Raw genomic sequence first — 19,635 nt, forward strand, 5'->3', positions numbered from 1 at the left:
GCACTGCCGGGTTTTTATTTTATATAGAGATAATCCCCTGAATCGAATGGTTCGGGGGATTTTGCTTTCTTGGAAATAATCTACACCTAAACGATATGGGCTATTATTTAAATCATAAAAAACCCGCAAAAAGAGACCGCACTTTTAATCACTGAATTCAGCGTGTTGATAGCCTTTCTTAGTTTTATTTATCGATAACTGCAGCATTGCTAAATAAGGATTTTTAATAGGAAAAATTGAATATTAAAAGAATAGGAATAAGCTATCATTTATTAATGAGAAAAACTTACTCAAGTGGTACAATCCATCAAATTTTATTAGAAGGATAAATCTCTAATGGCTCGAAAGAAAAAAACACGTCGAATTACTGATGTTATGCCAATGCGTAAGGCTGATAAAAAACCTGAAATACCAAAACCTTCCGGTAAAAAACTTACTCGCTATGAGCTTGATGCAAAAGCCCGTGAGGATAAGAAAAAGCGTAAACATAAAGGTTTAGCATCCGGTTCACGTCATAGTGCAGTGGAAAATAAATCAAATAAACTTCAACAAGAAATTAAAGATCCAAAAATTGGGAGTAAGAAAAAAATTCCTTTAACTGTGGAGTTTGTGAATAAACCGGAAAAAGGTCAAATTATTCCTGTGTTGGGAGCTGTGAAAAGACAAGATCCGATGCAAGAGTTGGAGAGTTTGGAAAATAACGAAATTCTTAATGAATTATTGGATATATTGGAAGAAGGTAAAACTATTAGTAAAGCGGATCAACAGTTCGTTGATGAATGTTTGGATCGTATTGCAGAATTAATGGAAGAGCTCGGTATTGAAGACGAAGAAGAAAACGAGGCTGATTTATACCGCACTTTTGAGAAAATAAATATCGAGCAATTTAGATAAAAGATGGTTTGGATAATTATTTTAGGCTTACTTGGAGTACTTGTTGTTGCCGCTCTATCTTGGTATGCGTTGCATTTATTGAAGCAGTTGAAACGGCAGAGACACGCTTTCTTACAAGCCAAAATGGCGAGAGCAACGCGATTAAAAGAAAGTATCGAAATTATTGCAAGAGCGATGAAAAGTAAGGAATGTAACCATTCCGAAGGTGTTATTCGCCTTACAATGTTGTTAATGCCTTTTGGTAAAAACCTGTAACCTTATCCCGGCATGATGCAACTTTATGAGATAGTGCGGGATATGCCAACGCATGAGGCGAGAAAAACGCTTGAAAAGAAAGAAAAGATGAGTCTTGATCTTAAACGTGAAAGCGCCGAGGCTAAATTTGAGCAGGATATACTGGAAGAATTACATCAATTACTTGATGATGTGAAAAATTTGGAGTGTTTTAATGTCCGAGATTATTTGGGATGACAAACTTATACAAAAATACAATCAATCAGGCCCGCGTTATACATCATATCCTACCGCATTAGAGTTTCACGAAAATTATACTAATCAGGATTTCGTTAGCGCAGCGAAACGTTATCCGGATCGTCCTCTGTCCTTGTATGTACATATTCCGTTTTGTCATCAGCTTTGCTATTTTTGTGCCTGTAACAAAGTGATTACCCGTCATCAGTATAAAGCGGATATTTATCTTGATTATCTTGAGAAAGAGGTGGTAGCTCGTGCTCAATTGTTTAAGGAGCGAGTTGTAACACAAATCCATTGGGGCGGTGGTACGCCAACTTATTTAAGTGAAGTGCAATCGGCACGTTTGATGGAAATGTTAAAAACGCACTTTAAAATTGCGAACAATGCGGAAATTTCTATTGAGATGGATCCCCGTAAAATTGAACTTTCAATGCTTGATCATTTACGTGCGATTGGTTTTAACCGAATGAGCATGGGGGTACAGGATTTTAACAAAGAAGTGCAAAAATCCGTGAACCGTGAGCAAGATGAAAACTTTATTGCTGCTTTGTTGGAACGGGCGCGTGAACTAGGATTTCAATCAACCAACCTTGATTTGATTTATGGTTTACCGTTGCAAAATGTAGAAAGTTTTATGTTTACGCTGAAAAAGGTGATTGAGTTAAATCCTGATCGTTTGAGTATTTTTAATTATGCTCATTTACCAAGTCGCGTACCCGGGCAAGCAAAAATTAAAGAAGAGCAGTTGCCAAAGCCGGAAACTAAACTGACCATTTTACAGAAAACAATCGAAATTTTAGGGGAGGCCAGTTACAAATTTATTGGTATGGATCACTTTGCAAAGCCCTATGATGAATTGGCTATTGCACAGGAAAAAGGTGTGTTGCATCGTAATTTTCAAGGCTATACCACTCAAGAAGAATGTGATCTGCTTGGTTTGGGTGTTTCTTCTATTAGTTTATTAGGGGATACTTATGCACAAAATGAAAAAGATCTCAAAACCTATTATGCTCTAGTTGAAGAGAAGGGTAATGCATTACATAAGGGGCTTGCATTAACGAAAGAGGATTGCCTGCGCCGAGATGTGATCAAGCAATTAATTTGTAATTTTAAATTAGACTTTGAACCGATAGAGAGAGCGTATAATATCTGCTTTACGACGCATTTCGCTGAAGATTTAATGTTGCTCCGGCCTTTGATTGAAGATGAGTTAATTAGTCTAACCGAGCAAGGGTTGAAAGTTTCGGCTAAAGGGCGTTTACTCATTCGGAATATTTGTTTGTGTTTTGATACTTATTCTCGTGCAGCAGCAAAACGCCAGCAATTCTCAAGAATTATTTAACGCTATATGCCACCTTTCGGTGGCATTCTTTTTTCTATTGCTCCGTAAAAAACTGTCTTAAAATTCTTTCCAATTCTTCAAATACCTTAAGAACCCTTTTAGGAGTAATGGTTTCATAAGGGCGATATAAAAACAGTTGCCATTTTTGGATCTTTATTTCCGGAAATAATTGGTGTAATTTGCCTGTTTGTAAATAAGGTTGAGCGATAAAATCACTCACTAAACCGACCGCACTTCCCTGTAGTACGGCTTGTAATTTACTGTAAATATTGTTGCTTTGGAAAGAAATGCGATGTGGCTTAAGTGTACGCTCCGGCGTAAGCGGGAAATACCAAGGGCGGCCGGTATTCACATTAATCAGCGCTGCAAACGGGAAACGTTGCTCCAGATCTTCGAGTGATTTTGGTTCGCCTAAGCGTTCCAGCAAACTTGGTGCGGCTACTAATACATCACCAATGTCGGCAATTTCCCGTACAATAAAATTCGGATCGGGTTTTAGTCCGATACGTATGCCGATATCAATGCGATGACTGACTGAATCCAGCTTGCTCATATCATCCCGCCAGTCGATAATTAAGTTGGGATAAGGCGAAAGTGCGGTCAATAATTTCGCTAAAATTTCATCATTAATTCGCCAGCTTGGTGCGGTAATTCGTACAATACCGTTCATTTCAGCATAGGCTCTCTGTTTGTTTGGTATGAATAGTTTTTCGCTGTCTGCCAATAATTGTTGTGCCTGTGGTAAAAATTGCTCGCCAAAATCCGTTAAATGCACCTGTCGGGTATTGCGTTGGAATAGGGCTTCTCCCAAATAATCCTCCAGTTCAGCAATCAATCTTGTTACCACTGGTGGCGATATTGCAAGGCGATTGGCTGTTTCTTTAAATTGCAAGGTTTCCGCAAGGGAACAAAAAACTTTTAGCGTTTCAAAGCGATTATTCATTTGATTATTCCATTTATAGAAATTGTGAAGTTTATTTTTGCAAATTTACAGGAATAAATCTAATTTTTATAATAAGTGCTATAAACAAAAAGCACAGCAAAGAAAAATTTTTGTAGGCTGATTGTTTGTTTTTTTGTGTAGTTTTTCAAATTTATGCATTTAATTTTTTATAGGGAAACAAAATGGTAAAAAAAATCTTAAAAACGACCGCACTTGCGGCAGCACTTTCCGCAACTTTTGTTACTTCAGCGATGGCGGTTGTCAATATTACACCGATGAAAGGAGTACAGATTATGCCGTTAGAAAATAAGTGGGACAAAACTTTCAAGCAATCTGACAAAGTAGAACATCATAAAGTGACCTTTAAAAACCGTTATGGCTTTACCCTTGTCGGCGATTTATATGTACCGAAAAATGCAAAAGGTAAACTGCCGGCAATTGCAGTGAGCGGGCCGTTTGGTGCAGTGAAAGAGCAAACATCGGGTATTTATGCGCAAACATTGGCGGAGCGTGGTTTTGTTACTCTTGCTTTTGACGGTTCATATACCGGCGAAAGTTCAGGCGAGCCGCGTAATATTGCCAGTCCTGAAATCGCAACGGAAGATTTTAGTGCGGCAGTGGATTTCTTAGGTTTGCAAGATTTTGTTAATCGTGAAGAAATCGGGATTTTAGGTATCTGCGGATGGGGCGGTTTTGCGTTAAATGCGGCACTCTCGGATACCCGTGTCAAAGCAGTGGCGGTAAGCACAATGTATGATATGACAAAAGTAATGGGTGAGGGTTATGAAATTAATTTCGCACCAAATGCCAAAGGCACTTACGATAGAAAACCGGCGATTGATGCAGACACTCGTTATAAAATGAAAGAGGCGATGAATACCCAACGTTGGGAGGATGCAGAAAAAGGCGAACCTGAACATACGGCGGCGAATGATCATTTACCGGCACCGGAAACATTCACTGCCGATACGCCTTTATTTCTGAAACAATATGCGGATTATTATAAAACTTCGCGCGGTTACCATCCTCGTTCGGTCAATTCAAATACGGGGTGGTCAAAAACCACACCGCTTGCGTTTATCAATATGCCGATTTTACAGCGTGCCGCAGAAATGCGTACGCCGGCATTAGTGGTTCACGGCGAAAAAGCGCATTCGCGTTATTTTGGCGAAGAAGCGTTCCAATCCCTTGGTTCAAAAAATAAAGAGTTGTACATCGTGCCGGATGCGACCCATGTTGATTTATACGATAATCACGCCAACAAAATTCCATTTGATAAATTTGAACAATTTTTCAAAGAAAATTTGAAATAATCTTTTCCGCCTAGGGTCAGCAAATTGCCTTAGGCTGGACTTCCCAATGAAACGGTGTGTCTTTTTCGTTATTTTATGCAACCCTACGGGCAGGAGTCGTAATGAAAGTTAAAATTACCCTTGATAGCGGTGTTTATTCCGGCGTTTTAGAAGATAATCCGACCGCTCAAAGTTTTTGGCAACAGTTGCCGCTGGAAAGCACATTAGAAAATTATTGCCACAATGAGAAGATTTTGTATCCGCCTCATAAACTTAACGTACAAAACGCCCCTAGCCGTTATGCGGCAAAAAGCGGCGATATTACCTACTATGCTCCTTGGGGAAATGTGGCGATGTTTTTTGAACAAGGCGAGGATGCCGTAGGTTTGATTTATTTAGGCAAATTTAATGGAGATTTGACCGCACTTTCCCGCTCGACGCGTATTAAATTTGAACGGGAAGAGTAGAATAATGAATAAACACGATTTTATTAATTTTATCGTGCCTATGATCCGATTCGTTTAGATTTTCGATAAACTATGGTGTGGGTAATTGTAAAAAGTGCGGTTATTTTTAACCGCACTTTCAACTATTAATAAGAGCAAATTACGCTTCAATACCTTCAAACAAAGCGGTACTTAGGTAACGCTCAGAGGCGGAAGGGAGTATTGCGATAATGAGTTTATCTTTAAATTCGGGTAATTTTGCAATACGATCAGCGGCGGCAACGGCTGCACCGGAGGAGATTCCGGCTAAAATGCCTTCTTCTGCCATTAAGCGGCGGGCTGTCGCAATAGCAGTCTCGCTGTCCACGGTTTCTACACGATCAACTAATGATAAGTCTAAGTTTTTCGGTATGAAGCCTGCACCGATACCTTGGATTTTGTGAGGACCCGGTTTCAATTCTTCTCCGGCTAAAGTTTGGCTAATTACCGGTGATTCGGCCGGTTCTACCACGACAGAAGTAATTGCCTTACCGAAATCTAATTTAATTGCACGTGAAACGCCGGTAATCGTACCGCCTGTACCAACCACGGCAACAATGACATCCACTTTACCTTCCGTATCCCACCAAATTTCCGTGCCGGTTGTTTCTCGGTGAATTTGTGGATTAGCCGGATTTTCAAATTGTTTTAGCATGACATAACGGTTTGGATCGGAAGCTACGATTTCTTCGGCTTTAGCAATCGCCCCTTTCATTCCTTTTGCTCCTTCGGTCAATACAAGATTTACCCCTAATCCGCGTAATAAACGTTTACGTTCCAAGCTCATCGTTTCCGGCATAGTGAGGGTGATTTTATAGCCGCGTGCGGCTGCCACATAGGCGAGCGCAATACCGGTATTACCGCTGGTGGCATCAACAATTTCTTTGTCTTTGGTGAGGATACCGTCTTTTTCCGCTTGCCACACCATGTTAGCGCCAATACGGCATTTCACACTGAAACTTGGGTTTCGGCCTTCAATTTTTACTACGATATTACCGTTACCGAAGTGCTTTAATCGTACAAGCGGTGTGTTGCCGATCGTGTAAGAGTTGTCTGCATAAATTGTCATATTTACTCCCTTGTTTTGAGATTATTAGTAGCCTAGTTATAGCATTGGTGGTTTTATTCAAAAAATAGTTATTTGATCTATTTTATAACCAAACGCTATTTTACGATTTGATTGTTGTTTGTGCGAATATCAGTACCATTACTGCGAGTCGCGATTTTGGTGGAACGGTTGTCGCGGCGATAATTAAAATTCATATCAAAGCGTAACCGATCACGATAATTTTCTACCCACATTACCGTTGCACCACATACGGCAACGGGAATAATCACTAAATTCACCACAGGTAAAAAGGTGCAGCAAGTCACCAACCCACCGAAAGTTAGGCTTTGTGAGCGTTGCTCGCCTAAAGCGTTTTTCATCACATTAAAAGATATTTTATGATTGTCGAAAGGATAATCGCAATATTGAATCGCCATCATCCATGCGGTGAATAAAAACGTTAAAACCGGTACGATAGTCTGCCCGACAACAGGGATAAAACTTAATAGGAATAAGCCGATAATTTTGGGTAGGCTATACCATAATTTTTGCCATTCGCGGCGTAGCATACGCGGAATATCTTTCATTACATCTAACCAGTTATCGTCATTAATGTTTTCTCCCGTCAGCATTTTCTCCAATTTCTCCGCCAGTAATCCGTTAAAAGGAGCGGCAATAAAACCGGAAAGTGTCGTGAACATAAAATAAAATAATAACAAAATCATGCCGATAGAAAGCACGAGTAAAATAACGCTTAGAAAACCGAGCCAATCCGGTACGAAAGTCATCATCCAATCGATCATTGAGCTAATTTGCGAAACCAGCATCCAAAGTAAAGCAGTTAGTAAAACAATATTGAATAAAATAGGCATAATGACAAAACGACGCAGTCCTTTTTGTGCAATAAAATGCCATCCCATCACAAAATAATGGAATCCCGATTTAATTTCTTGCGGATTAATCATTCTTTTTCCTTTTGATATTAATAAACTCAAGAAGAGCGGTTAATTCTGACAGTGTTTTTGCTATTAAATTCCCTATGGGTTTTGTTTTTTCACCCTTTAAAATATGGTAGCATTAGCTCAGTTTTATTGCCTGTAAGGAGCAAAAATGGATCTGAATACAATTTTGATTATTTTAGGGGTGGTGGCACTCATTGCCCTTGTTGCACACGGATTATGGTCAAATCACCGTGAGAAATCAAAGTATTTTAAAAACTCGACGACATTTGATTGCTCTTTTGCTCAAGAACAGCATAGTCGGGAACAACAAGAATTTTCCGGATCGGTTATTCAAAGTGCGCCTTCAGCAGTGGGATCTCAAAAGGTACAGCAACCCTCTTTTGAGAAAAATCAAGCAACACCACAAGTGGATTATCGTGAAACCGAGCGTACGGTAGACGATATTAAAATTTCCATTCCCAATGTTGAGCCGGCACCTGAACCTGTTCGCGTAGAATACGATATGAAACAGACGGAATCTAAGCCAAATCCTGCAAATATGACACTTGAACAACTGGAAACGCAAGCTAATGAATTTGAAGGGATTAATTCTTCTTCGCCAGAATTGCGGGAACAACTTTCGCAAATGTCATTAGGGGAATTGGACGGCGTAAAATCCACCGTGCATTTTAATGAAGCGCGCACATTGGAGGCAAACACGGAAAAACAAACCTCCGGCTATATTCAACTTTACGTTGTTTCACCACAGCATCGTGAATTTCATGGTTTAAGATTGATACAATCCCTTGAAAATTTAGGCTTTATCTTTGGTGAACACAATATGTATCATCGTCATTTTGATTTAAGCGTAGCAAGTCCGACACTATTCAGTGTTGCAAATTTACAAAATGACGGCGGTTTTAACCCATATAACACAGAGTTTAACACTATTGGCTTAGCATTATTTATGAGACTACCTTCTCCGGGTAATGATCTTGCTAATCTTAAATTAATGATTCGTGCAGCTAAAACCCTTGCGGAAGATTTAGGCGGTTCGATACTTACCGAAGATGAACAAATTTTTGATGATTACCAAGAACAACGTTATCTTTCACGTGTGTAGAACAGATTGATTTTCCACCGCACTTTTAACTTGGGCGAACATTGGGTTCGCCTTTATTGTGTAAAGTGTTAGAAAGTGCGGTTATTTTTCACCGAGATTTTTTATGACTGACATTCAAACCCAGATTAACAACCTACGAACAAAGCTGCGTCAATATGAATATGAATATCACGTTTTGGATAATCCAAGCGTGCCGGATAGTGAATATGATCGCCTTTTTCATCAGCTCAAAGCCTTAGAATTGCAACATCCGGAATGGGTTACTACCGACTCGCCAACCCAACGGGTCGGGGCAAAACCGCTTTCTGCTTTTCGCCAAATTCGCCATGAAATTCCTATGTTGTCTTTGGATAATGCCTTTTCCGATGAAGAATTTTATGCCTTTGTAAAGCGTATTGAAGATCGATTGGGAAAATCGGTTTCACCTTTAACCTTTTGTGCCGAACCTAAACTGGACGGACTTGCCGTGAGTATTTTGTATGTGAACGGCGTTCTGACCCAAGCGGCAACCCGTGGCGATGGAACAACGGGTGAGGATATTACCTTGAATATTCGTACCGTGCGCAATATTCCTTTGCAGTTACTCACTAAAAAACCGCCTACACGTTTAGAAGTGCGGGGAGAGGTATTTATGCCTCATGAAGGATTTGAGCATTTAAACCAATACGCACTTGAACACGGTGAAAAAACCTTTGCCAATCCACGTAATGCGGCGGCGGGATCGTTGCGTCAGCTCGATCCGAAAATCACCAGTAAACGTCCGCTAGTATTAAATGCGTATAGTGTCGGTATTGCCGAAGGCGTGGATTTACCTTCCACCCATTATGAACGTTTACAATGGTTGAAATCGATTGGTATTCCGGTAAATCCGGAAATCAGTCTTTGCCGTGATGCTGAAGAGGTGCTGGAGTTTTATCACGCTATGCAAAATAAACGTAGCGACCTTGGTTATGATATTGACGGAACAGTATTGAAAATTAATGATATTGCTCTGCAAAACGAACTCGGTTTTATTTCTAAAGCCCCTCGTTGGGCGATTGCCTATAAATTCCCTGCACAAGAAGAATTAACGGTATTAAATGATGTGGAATTCCAAGTGGGGCGCACCGGTGCAATTACACCGGTAGCAAAACTTGAACCGGTATTTGTCGCAGGCGTTACTGTGAGTAATGCGACCTTACACAATGGTGATGAAATCGCCCGTTTGGATATTGCCATTGGCGATACCGTGATTGTTCGCCGAGCCGGTGATGTGATTCCACAAATTATTGGTGTCTTACGTGAACGCCGTCCTGACAATGCCAAACCGATTATTTTTCCAACAAATTGCCCAGTGTGCGATTCACAGATTATTCGTATTGAAGGCGAGGCTGTGGCACGCTGTACTGGCGGATTATTTTGTGCGGCGCAACGGAAGGAAGCGTTAAAACATTTTGTTTCACGCAAAGCAATGGATATTGACGGCGTAGGCGGTAAATTAATAGAACAATTGGTGGATCGTGAGCTGATTCATACCCCGGCGGATTTATTCAAACTTGATCTTACCACTTTGACACGCTTAGAACGTATGGGGAAAAAATCGGCTGAAAATGCTTTAAACAGCTTAGAAAAATCTAAACATACTACCCTTTCCCGTTTTATTTTTGCTTTGGGCATTCGTGAAGTGGGCGAAGCTACGGCATTGAATTTAGCCAATCATTTTAAAACGCTTGAGGCATTGCAACATGCTGATTTTGAACAACTCCAACAAGTGCCAGATGTGGGGGAAGTGGTGGCTAACCGTATTTTGGCATTCTGGCGTGAACCTCATAATGTAGAGGTGGTGAACGATCTACTTGCACAAGGGGTACATTGGGACACCGTGGAAATTAAAGAAGTGCAGGATAATCCGTTCAAAGGCAAAACAATTGTCCTCACTGGCACGCTCACTCAAATGGGACGTAATGAAGCCAAAGTGTTACTGCAAGAAATGGGGGCAAAAGTCAGTGGTTCCGTTTCGGCTAAAACGGATTTCGTTATCGCCGGCGAAGCCGCAGGGGCAAAACTCACTAAAGCACAGGAATTGGGCGTGGCAATATTAACGGAAGAAGAATTTCTGGCACAGATTCGTTGATAATCACCGGGGTAAAAATGCGAGCGAGGAACCTGTTATCTCAAACCGCAATTTATTTGCCCTTTCTGAAAATGTTTGAAAACGAAAAATCACACCGATTTATCCGTTGAAGTGCGGTTAATTTTACGAGTGTTTTAGATTTGTATAAAAAATTTTCTTGACCCTGTACTCACTACGGACTTTACACTTACGTCAAGTTAATTAATAGGAAAGGGCATATCATGGAAACTATTCTTGTAAAGAAAGAGCAGCATAGTAAACATCAACATTCTCACACCCCGAAAGATAAAAAAATTCTAACTATCAGTTTGTTGATCATCACAAGTTATATGGTAGTGGAGTTTTTAGGCGGCTATTTTTTCAATAGTCTTACTTTAATGGCGGATGCCGGCCATATGGCAAATAATAGTTTGTCGCTTGCGTTAGCGTTAATCGCACTCTTTTTAAGTGTGAAATGGCAAAAATGGTTTGCGTTGTTAAATGGCATTTCGTTAATCGGCGTGGCAATTTGGATTTTACTGGAGGCCGTAGAGCGTTGGCTGACCCCGATAGAAATGGCGGCATTACCCATGTTAGGCGTGGCGATAGTCGGACTTTTAGTGAATATTTTAGTGGCATGGATAATGCTCAAAAGTGATCGGGATAATTTGAATATCCGAGCGGCTTATTTACACGTATTAGCCGATTTATTCGGTTCGGTGGTTGCGATTTTGGCAGGGTTAAGTGCATATTTGCTAAATTGGCAATGGGTTGATGTGGTGGCGAGTGCCGTGTTGAGTTTATTGGTATTACGCAGCGGTATATCCGTAGTGTGGCAAGCATTCAAAGCGTTACGTGATAATTCCGAAAATTTTTCGATGGAAAAGCACGAGCACTAAATTGATTGTATCCCGCTACAACTTAACAAAAGCGAATTGAGGAAAATAATGAAAGCCAATGAGTTAAGCCTTCGTACCGGAGTGAATCTTGAGACGATTCGTTATTACGAAAAACAAGGAATTTTGCCTGAACCCAAGCGGGCGACAAACGGCTATCGCTACTATGATGAGGATAGCGTTACGTTGCTAAAGTTCATCAAAAAATGCCGCACTTTAGGTTTTTCTTTAGAAGATATTCGCGGGCTGAACCGTTTGAAATTAGGCTTAGCCGATCATTATCAGGCAGATCAAATAGTGTTAAATCAACTTGCTCAAGTTGAAGAAAAAATTACTCAGCTATTGGAAATCAAAACCTTTTTACAATCTATTGCGACAAAAGAAGCGCATAGCGAGGAAGAGTGTAAGGCAATAGCCGGGTTGGAAGGAAAACTTGATTTTTGACAGAGCGGTTCAATGTAAAAAAAAGGAAACCGCATCATTTGGATTTCCTTTTTTTAAACGATAAAAAAATCTATGAAAAATTATTCACAAACTCGCTTACTCGTTTGTTCCCCCTACCGGGCCATTGGCAAAGCCAACGTTCAAAAAACGTTGTTTTTTGTGACCGCACTTTATCCTGCAACTGCCGGTAAATAGCCTGCTTGAATTAAGAACGGGATCACCATAATTACGATACCTATAATTAATGCAACGGCTAATGCGATATTTCCGCCCATCACCCGATAAGGAAGATTAGGAGTGGTTTGACGGGTTCGCCACGCTAAACCGATAGGTAAAATCAAGCAATAAAAAGCACATAATAAACCGGCATAACTTAAAGCAGATATAAAGCCCTCAGGGTAAAATAACGCAAATACCAACGGAGGGGTAAATGCGGTAACCGTCAGAGAAATACGGTTATGCGGCAAATGATAGCGTTTGAACAAATCGCCTAATCCTTCAAAAACGCCAAGCATTACGCCAAGAAAAGAGGTGACCAGGGCGAGCGCGGAAAAAATACGTACCACTTCCCCCATCATATTTGATCCTGTGATTTCACGCACTGCATTGACTAAACCGTTTAAGGTCGGATCGGCTTGTAAGATCCGTACAAATTCACTTTGGGCTAATACGCCATGGGTAGCAAGTTGCCATACTAAATAGGCAAAGAGAGGAATAGCCGTGCCGATCAGAATCGCTTTTCGGAATTGTCGAACATCGCCGTCCAAATAACTGTTTACACTTGTCATAATGACGTGGAAACCGAAGGAAGTGAAAAAAATCGGCGCCGCAGAAATTACAAAGGCATAATTGAGAGGAAGTGCCATGAGATTATCCGTTGCAATTTTCGGTAGCATCATAAACAGTACAAAAGCAAAGGCGAGTAATTTACCGATAAATAGTAGGCGTGTGATTCCGTCAACTCCTTTTGTGCCGATCACGACGAAAGAGCCCAGTACGACGGTAAAAAGAATGATCGCCGTTTTAAGTGACATGGCTTCCATGCCAAATGCAGTGGGTAAGCCCGAAAGTAAAGAGCCGCCGCCGGTAATATAGGCAGCAGAAAGAGCATAAAGTAAAATCAACAAACTTAAGGTAGCGAGAATACGTCCCGGTACGCCAAAATATTTTTCTGCCAAGCTTGCTACGCCGTCATTAAGTTGATCCGCAGTTTGGTACACTTCGACAAACAGCAATCCGCTATAAACAAGCAATGTCCAAAGTCCTACAAGCAATAATACGGTATAACCGAAACCCATTCCGGCAGAGGTTAAGGGCATGGCAAGCATGCCTGCTCCGATGGTTGTTCCGGCGATAATTAAGGCGCTTCCGAAAGTTTTATTTTTTAGCATAACACTGACCTTTTTATATGTTGTTGTGTTTGAAGATAACGTTAAAACATGGCTAAATTTGACCGCACTTTTCTTTGTAATGGTAGCGGCAAACAGAAAGGTAGCTATCGTTTCCACCGATTTGGATTTGTTCGCCCTCTTTTACGACTTCACCGTTTTCAGTGAGACGAAGGACAAAATTCGCTTTGCGTCCACAATAACAAATGGTTTTAAGTTCTTCCAATTGATCCGCCCAAGCGAGCAAATATTTGCTGCCTTCAAAAAGTTCGGCTTGGAAATCGGTACGCAGACCGTAGCATAATGTAGGAATATTAAGTTTATCAACCACATCACTAAGCTGATAAACTTGCTGTTTGGTGAGAAATTGTGCTTCATCGACCAGTACGCAATGTATTTTTTCTTGTTGTAGGTGGTGGCTAATTTCATTAAATAAATTAGTGTTTGCGTGGAACAATCGAGCATCTTGACTAATCCCAATACGCGATGTGACTTTTCCCACACCAAAACGATCATCAATGGCTGCGGTGTAAACCATTGTGTTCATATTACGTTCGCGATAGTTGTAGGAGGATTGCAGTAAGGTTGTAGACTTACCGGCATTCATGGTGGAATAATAAAAATACAATTTTGCCATTATTTAATAATCCATTTCCAAATGTGATAAACCATAAAACCGGTAAAAGGGGGCAATGCGGAGAGTAAAAAGGCTCCGTAAGTGGTGCCGCCCCCCACCTGCTGACCGACTAGGGTGAGGAGATTAACAATTTCATCACTTGATGTGCTAAAAACCCAGACACCGATTATGATTAATACGGTAAAACAAGCAATACCTGCGGCACGCATGGCTCGGAATTTAATATCGTTCATATTTGTACCCTAAATTGTTGAGAGTTCTGTCATTGGCCAGCGAGGTTTAACCTCGATCTCCAATTCATCGTGCTGACCTTGTTTTAAACGTAAAAAACCAGTATAGGCAATCATTGCGCCATTATCAGTACAGAATTGGGGTTGAGGATAAAATACTTCGCCTTTTAAATCCTTCATCATTTTTGTTAAGGTTTCACGTAATTTTTTATTTGCACTCACACCGCCGGCAATGACTAAACGCGGATAACCCGTTTCTTTTAAGGCACGTTTGCATTTTATTGCCAATGTATCAATAACCGCCTCTTGAAATGCATAAGCAATATCCGCTTTAGTTTGTTCTGTTAATTCGCCTTCTTCTTTAATAGCTTGATTTACCGTATTGGCAGCAAAGGTTTTTAAACCGGAAAAGCTAAAATCCAGCCCCGGACGATCCGTCATTGGGCGTGGAAAGGTAAAGTGGGTTGGAGAGCCTTTTTCTGCTAAACGAGACAACACCGCTCCGCCGGGATAATCTAAACCAAGCAATTTGGCTGTTTTATCAAAGGCTTCACCAGCGGCATCGTCAATGGATTCGCCAATGGCTTTATATTTTCCTACACCTTCTACTTGCACCAATTGGGTATGCCCGCCAGAAACTAATAAGGCAATAAACGGAAAGTTCGGTCGATTTTCATCTAGCATCGGTGCAAGTAAATGACCTTCCATATGATGTACCCCGATTGCCGGCACATTCCACGCATAAGCAAGAGAGCGGGCAATCGTAGAACCTACCAGTAATGCTCCCACAAGTCCGGGACCGCTAGTGTAAGCCACACCGTCGATTTGCTCGGCGGTTAAGTTTGCTTCGGCTAGGGCTGCTTGAATGAGCGGTGTCGTTTTACGGATATGATCGCGTGAGGCAAGTTCCGGCACTACACCGCCGTAATCTGCGTGAAGTGCAATTTGTGTATAAAGTTGATTCGCAATTAAACCTTTTTCTTCATCATAAATTGCGACACCTGTTTCATCACAGGAGGTTTCAATTCCCAGGATTTTCATTGATTTTCTTAATTTGCTTTATAAAAATGACGTGTGATTCTACCTTGTTTACGTGTTTTTAGCCAGTTGAAACCGCGAAATTCAACGAGGTTAAGTATTCTCCCCTTTACTTTTGCCCCCAAAGTAGATTAGAATTGCGACCTTTATTGAATTTGTCCTATTTGCGACAGAAATAAAATTTAAAATTGCAATTAAATTAAACTCATTGAGGTGATTGGCTTATGCCTGTAATTAAAGTACGTGAAAACGAATCATTTGACGTAGCTTTACGTCGTTTTAAACGCTCCTGCGAAAAAGCGGGTATCCTAGCAGAAGTTCGCGCTCGTGAATTCTATGAAAAACCAACGACAGTTCGTAAACGTGAAAAAGCAACACTTGCTAAACGTCACGCTAAACGTAATGCTCGTGAAAATGCGCGCAACACCCGTTTATACTAATTTGTAGTATTTTTAACTCGAGTTAACGCAAACCGTGATTGCTTTGGCATCACGGTTTTGTTACTTTCAAATAATGTAAAAAAATATCAACAAAATTAACCGCACTTTCACATCATATTCAAGGAGGCAAAAGCGATGAAAGGCTTAATCCCGCGCCCGTTTATTGATGATTTGCTGACAAAATCCAACATTATAGATGTGATCAATTCACGCATTAAGCTTAAGAAAGCCGGGCGAGACTACCAAGCCTGTTGTCCTTTCCATCACGAAAAAACGCCGTCTTTTACAGTGAGTGAAAAAAAACAGTTTTATCATTGCTTCGGTTGTGGAGCACACGGTAATGCGATTTCCTTTTTGATGGATTATGACAAATTAGAATTTGTCGAGGCTATTGAAGAACTTGCGGCAATGGCGGGGTTGGAGGTGCCTTACGAAAAACGTAGCAATTCAGCTAATCAACGACCGCAAGCAAGTTATCAAACTAAACGTAATCTATATGAATTAATGCAAGACATTGCTAAATTTTACCAAGAGCAATTACCCTTGAATATTCCGGCACAAAGCTATCTGCAACAGCGCGGGCTTTCGGCAGAAGTGATTGAACGATTTCAAATTGGGTTTGTGCCAAATGCAATGGATAGCGTTCTACGCAAGTTTGCTGTAAACCGTGAGGAGCAGCAAAAATTGCTCGATCTTGGTATGCTCTCTAGCAATGATCGCGGTAATATTTATGATAAATTCCGTAACCGAATTATGTTCCCTATTCGAGATAAACGAGGGCGTACGGTGGCATTCGGAGGGCGTGTTTTAGGTGATGAGAAACCCAAATATCTAAATTCACCGGAAACGATCACTTATCATAAAGGTAGTGAACTTTACGGTTTATATGAAGCGCTACAAATGAGTGATGAACCGCAAAAATTGCTGGTAGTTGAGGGGTATATGGATGTTGTGGCGTTAGCTCAATTCGGTGTGAATTATGCGGTTGCCTCTCTTGGTACTTCAACAACATCAGAACAAATTCAATTGCTTTTTCGAACCACAGAACAGGTTATCTGTTGCTATGACGGTGATAGGGCGGGTAGAGATGCTGCATGGCGTGCCTTGGAAAATGCTTTACCTTATTTGGAAGACGGGCGACAAATTAAATTCATTTTTTTGCCGGACGGAGAAGATCCGGATACTTATATCCGCCAATATGGTAAAGCAAAATTTGAGGAATATATCGAAAGTGCGCAATCACTTACGGAATTTTTGTTCGCGCATTTAAATCCGCAAGTGGATTTTTCCACCAAAGAGGGGCGGAGCAAATTAGCCGCACTTGCGATACCTTTGATTCGACAAATTCCGGGCGAGGCGTTGCGTTTATCTTTGCGTAACACTTTGGCTCAAAAATTAGGTATTTTTAACGAATCGCAACTGGAGAGTTTAATACCAAAACAGGTGGAAAATCACAAGGTAACGAGAACCGATTCACGACCTAAAATGAAACAAACGCCAATGCGTGTATTGATTTCACTTTTATTGCAAAATACGCATCTGGTTAATCGTATTACCGAATCCGGTCTTGTCGCACTGCGTGCAGAGGCCGGTTACGATTTATTGGAAAAATTGACCGCACTTTGTCGGACACGGGAAGGGATTACCGTCGGACAAATTTTGGAATATTTCCGTAATACGGAATATAGCCGTCCCCTTGAAATTTTGGCGACTTGGGAGCATTTACTAGATGATACGGAAATTATTAATGCTTTTTCACAAAATTATCGCCGTTTAAACATTCAGGCTATTGAGCGAAATATTGAAATGCTGATTGCCAAAGAAAGAGCTGAAGGATTAACCGAGCAGGAAAGAGAAATGCTTGTCACACTACTTACGAGTAAAGAAGAACAGAAAAAACAGTTAGTTAATCCTCAGTAACAATGATAAAATTCTTCGCTTAAGCGAAAAATTCATCCATAAAAATAATGCGACACGGGTATGAAAATGGAACAAAACCAACAACCTACTGCTGAACAATATTCAGAGCAAATTGAACAACTGATGGAATTGGGGCGTACGCAGGGCTATTTAACCTATGCGGAAATTAACGATTTATTGCCGGAAGATGTGATTGACCCAGAATATTACGATAAATTACTACAAACCTTGCAAAATGATGCAGGTATTCCGGTGTTGGATGAACCGCCGGAAAGTGATGACATGATATTAAACGACACGATTCCGGATGAAGATGCAGTGGAAGAGGCAACACAAATTCTGTCGAATGTGGAATCTGAAATTGGTCGTACAACCGATCCTGTCCGTATGTATATGCGAGAGATGGGGACGGTAGATTTGCTGACCCGTGAAGATGAAATTAGCATTGCTAAACGCATTGAAGAAGGTATTGATGAGGTTCAAACTTCAATTGCCGCTTATCCGGAGGCGCTTTCGGATTTATTGGTTCAATATGATCAAGTAGAAGACGGACATGTTCGTCTTGCGGATCTTATTACCGGTTTTGTCGATCCTAATGTGACTGAAGAGGATAGCCCGGAATTATCTGAAGATTTTGATGAAGACGAAGAAAACTATGACACAAACAGCGATGTGGATGATAGTGAAGAGGAAGAAGATGAAGGGGATTCGGCTTCAGATAAAACCGATTCGGATAACAGCATTGACCCTGAAGTTGCTCGTGAAAAATTTACAGCATTAAAAGAACAACACATAAAAACGCTTGAGGCAATTACCAAATATGGTCGTAACCATAAAAAGGCACAGGAACAAGTCCTTATACTTGCTGAGATTTTTAAACAATTCCGCCTTGTCCCGAAGCAATTCGATCGGCTTGTTCTATCGATAAAAAATATTATGAAACGTGTGCGTATCGAAGAACGTCAATTACAGAAAGTGTTGGTTGATATTGCAGGTATGCCGAAAGATGAATTTGAAGTCATTATTATTAAGTTCGGAAGCAGTGATGCTTGGCTGGATAAAGCGTTGAAATCCTCTAAGCCATGGGCGAAACGATTAACAAAATATGAAGATCGAGTTCGTCAGGCTCTGGCAAATTTAGTCGCATTTGAGGAAAACTCAAAATTGACGATCCAACAGATGCGTACAATTTGTGATGCCGTGGCACGTGGTGAACAAAAAGCACGTCGTGCAAAAAAAGAAATGGTAGAAGCAAACTTACGTTTGGTGATTTCTATCGCTAAAAAATATACCAACCGCGGCTTGCAATTTTTGGATTTGATTCAAGAAGGTAATATCGGTTTGATGAAAGCGGTGGATAAATTTGAATATCGCCGCGGCTATAAGTTTTCTACTTATGCCACTTGGTGGATTCGTCAAGCGATTACACGTTCTATTGCGGATCAAGCACGTACTATTCGTATTCCGGTTCATATGATTGAAACAATCAATAAGCTCAATCGAATCTCTCGTCAAATGTTGCAGGAAATGGGACGTGAAGCGACACCAGAGGAACTGGCGGATCGTATGGGAATGCCAGAAGATAAAATTCGTAAAGTGTTGAAAATTGCTAAAGAACCGATTTCTATGGAAACCCCAATCGGTGATGACGATGATTCACATTTAGGTGATTTTATTGAGGATAATACCCTTGAATCGCCATTGGATTCGGCTACGGCACAGAGCTTGAGAGTGGCGATACAAGATGTACTAGAAGGCTTAACGCCACGTGAAGCGAAAGTATTACGTATGCGTTTTGGTATTGATATGAATACTGATCATACCCTTGAGGAAGTCGGCAAACAATTTGATGTAACGCGTGAACGTATTCGTCAAATTGAAGCTAAGGCCTTGCGTAAACTCCGCCATCCTAGCCGCTCAGAGATTCTGCGTAGTTTCTTAGATGCTTGGATGAATAGCTAAATAATAAAAGGTAACCGAAAGGTTACCTTTTTATTGCAAACTAAAA

Annotated in this window: 19 protein-coding genes and 1 pseudogene; 13 read left to right on the forward strand and 7 right to left on the reverse strand. The window is 40.7% G+C overall.

Annotation, left to right across the window (positions count from 1 at the left end; all coding sequences use genetic code 11):
* Positions 1 to 336: 336 nt before the first annotated feature.
* The 3 genes and pseudogenes from yihI to hemN all read left to right on the forward strand — a co-directional run bounded on the left by yihI (position 337) and on the right by hemN (position 2,710).
* Positions 337 to 894 carry a Der GTPase-activating protein YihI gene (yihI, locus tag BKL51_RS10960; RefSeq protein WP_077466702.1) on the forward strand — a complete coding sequence of 186 codons (558 nt, stop codon included), beginning with the start codon at positions 337 to 339 and terminating at the stop codon, positions 892 to 894.
* Between the two features lie 3 nt (positions 895 to 897).
* A pseudogene (locus BKL51_RS10965) lies at positions 898 to 1,365 on the forward strand (DUF2489 domain-containing protein).
* Positions 1,343 to 2,710 (forward strand): oxygen-independent coproporphyrinogen III oxidase, encoded by a 1,368-nt coding sequence (hemN, locus tag BKL51_RS10970; protein WP_077466703.1) that lies wholly within the window; start codon positions 1,343 to 1,345, stop codon positions 2,708 to 2,710. Before BKL51_RS10965 ends, hemN begins: the two are co-directional and overlap by 23 nt.
* A gap of 34 nt (positions 2,711 to 2,744) precedes the next feature.
* On the opposite strand, the gene BKL51_RS10975 is transcribed toward hemN, so the two are convergent.
* Positions 2,745 to 3,653, reverse strand: a complete 909-nt coding sequence (locus BKL51_RS10975) for a LysR family transcriptional regulator (RefSeq protein WP_077466704.1) — start codon at positions 3,651 to 3,653, stop codon at positions 2,745 to 2,747.
* A 182-nt stretch (positions 3,654 to 3,835) separates the two neighbouring features.
* On the opposite strand from BKL51_RS10975, the gene BKL51_RS10980 reads away from it, so the two are divergent.
* Positions 3,836 to 4,966, forward strand: a complete 1,131-nt coding sequence (locus BKL51_RS10980; RefSeq protein ID WP_077466705.1) for an alpha/beta hydrolase — start codon at positions 3,836 to 3,838, stop codon at positions 4,964 to 4,966.
* A gap of 101 nt (positions 4,967 to 5,067) precedes the next feature.
* The gene (locus BKL51_RS10985; protein ID WP_077466706.1) at positions 5,068 to 5,412 is read left to right on the forward strand and encodes a cyclophilin-like fold protein; all 345 of its coding nucleotides are present in this window, start codon (positions 5,068 to 5,070) and stop codon (positions 5,410 to 5,412) included.
* A gap of 139 nt (positions 5,413 to 5,551) precedes the next feature.
* On the opposite strand, the gene cysK is transcribed toward BKL51_RS10985, so the two are convergent.
* Complete coding sequence (gene cysK, locus BKL51_RS10990; RefSeq protein WP_077466707.1) at positions 5,552 to 6,499, reverse strand: cysteine synthase A; 948 nt, start codon at positions 6,497 to 6,499, stop codon at positions 5,552 to 5,554.
* A 95-nt stretch (positions 6,500 to 6,594) separates the two neighbouring features.
* Positions 6,595 to 7,443 carry a sulfate transporter CysZ gene (gene cysZ, locus BKL51_RS10995; protein ID WP_077466708.1) on the reverse strand — a complete coding sequence of 283 codons (849 nt, stop codon included), beginning with the start codon at positions 7,441 to 7,443 and terminating at the stop codon, positions 6,595 to 6,597.
* A gap of 145 nt (positions 7,444 to 7,588) precedes the next feature.
* On the opposite strand from cysZ, the gene zipA reads away from it, so the two are divergent.
* From zipA to BKL51_RS12270, 5 genes are all read left to right on the forward strand, one after another.
* The gene (gene zipA, locus BKL51_RS11000; RefSeq protein ID WP_077466709.1) at positions 7,589 to 8,542 is read left to right on the forward strand and encodes a cell division protein ZipA; all 954 of its coding nucleotides are present in this window, start codon (positions 7,589 to 7,591) and stop codon (positions 8,540 to 8,542) included.
* A gap of 103 nt (positions 8,543 to 8,645) precedes the next feature.
* Positions 8,646 to 10,655 carry an NAD-dependent DNA ligase LigA gene (gene ligA / locus BKL51_RS11005; protein ID WP_077466710.1) on the forward strand — a complete coding sequence of 670 codons (2,010 nt, stop codon included), beginning with the start codon at positions 8,646 to 8,648 and terminating at the stop codon, positions 10,653 to 10,655.
* A gap of 221 nt (positions 10,656 to 10,876) precedes the next feature.
* Positions 10,877 to 11,533, forward strand: a complete 657-nt coding sequence (locus tag BKL51_RS11010) for a cation diffusion facilitator family transporter (protein WP_077466711.1) — start codon at positions 10,877 to 10,879, stop codon at positions 11,531 to 11,533.
* 48 nt (positions 11,534 to 11,581) lie between these two features.
* Positions 11,582 to 11,974, forward strand: a complete 393-nt coding sequence (locus BKL51_RS11015) for a MerR family transcriptional regulator (protein ID WP_077466712.1) — start codon at positions 11,582 to 11,584, stop codon at positions 11,972 to 11,974.
* Between the two features lie 72 nt (positions 11,975 to 12,046).
* Complete coding sequence (locus BKL51_RS12270) at positions 12,047 to 12,169, forward strand: hypothetical protein (protein ID WP_255372294.1); 123 nt, start codon at positions 12,047 to 12,049, stop codon at positions 12,167 to 12,169.
* Here the strand turns inward: BKL51_RS12270 and BKL51_RS11020 are convergent.
* Genes BKL51_RS11020 through tsaD form a run of 4 tightly spaced genes read right to left on the reverse strand, consistent with a single transcriptional unit; the run spans position 12,145 to position 15,270 of the window.
* Positions 12,145 to 13,365, reverse strand: coding sequence for an aromatic amino acid transporter (locus tag BKL51_RS11020; protein ID WP_077466713.1), 1,221 nt, complete (start codon positions 13,363 to 13,365; stop codon positions 12,145 to 12,147). The two genes, BKL51_RS12270 and BKL51_RS11020, sit on opposite strands and share 25 nt — an antisense overlap.
* 52 nt (positions 13,366 to 13,417) lie before the next feature.
* Positions 13,418 to 13,999, reverse strand: a complete 582-nt coding sequence (locus tag BKL51_RS11025; RefSeq protein WP_077466714.1) for a thymidine kinase — start codon at positions 13,997 to 13,999, stop codon at positions 13,418 to 13,420.
* Positions 13,999 to 14,232: a hypothetical protein gene (locus tag BKL51_RS11030; RefSeq protein ID WP_077466715.1), complete on the reverse strand. Its 234-nt coding sequence runs from the start codon at positions 14,230 to 14,232 to the stop codon at positions 13,999 to 14,001. The genes BKL51_RS11025 and BKL51_RS11030 overlap by 1 nt, the downstream gene beginning before the upstream one ends.
* Before the next feature lie 9 nt (positions 14,233 to 14,241).
* Positions 14,242 to 15,270, reverse strand: coding sequence for a tRNA (adenosine(37)-N6)-threonylcarbamoyltransferase complex transferase subunit TsaD (tsaD, locus tag BKL51_RS11035; protein WP_077466716.1), 1,029 nt, complete (start codon positions 15,268 to 15,270; stop codon positions 14,242 to 14,244).
* Positions 15,271 to 15,491: 221 nt separating this feature from the next.
* Between tsaD and rpsU the strand changes: the two genes are divergently transcribed.
* From rpsU to rpoD, 3 genes are all read left to right on the forward strand, one after another.
* Positions 15,492 to 15,707: a 30S ribosomal protein S21 gene (rpsU, locus tag BKL51_RS11040; RefSeq protein WP_018356521.1), complete on the forward strand. Its 216-nt coding sequence runs from the start codon at positions 15,492 to 15,494 to the stop codon at positions 15,705 to 15,707.
* Positions 15,708 to 15,842: 135 nt separating this feature from the next.
* A complete protein-coding gene (dnaG, locus tag BKL51_RS11045) occupies positions 15,843 to 17,627 on the forward strand; it encodes a DNA primase (protein WP_077466717.1) in 1,785 nt (594 codons plus the stop codon).
* A gap of 66 nt (positions 17,628 to 17,693) precedes the next feature.
* Positions 17,694 to 19,589, forward strand: coding sequence for an RNA polymerase sigma factor RpoD (gene rpoD, locus BKL51_RS11050; protein ID WP_077466718.1), 1,896 nt, complete (start codon positions 17,694 to 17,696; stop codon positions 19,587 to 19,589).
* The last annotated feature ends 46 nt before the right edge of the window (positions 19,590 to 19,635 follow it).

It is taken from the genome of Rodentibacter sp. Ppn85 (genome assembly GCF_001999335.1).
Taxonomy (GTDB): Bacteria; Pseudomonadota; Gammaproteobacteria; order Enterobacterales; family Pasteurellaceae; genus Rodentibacter.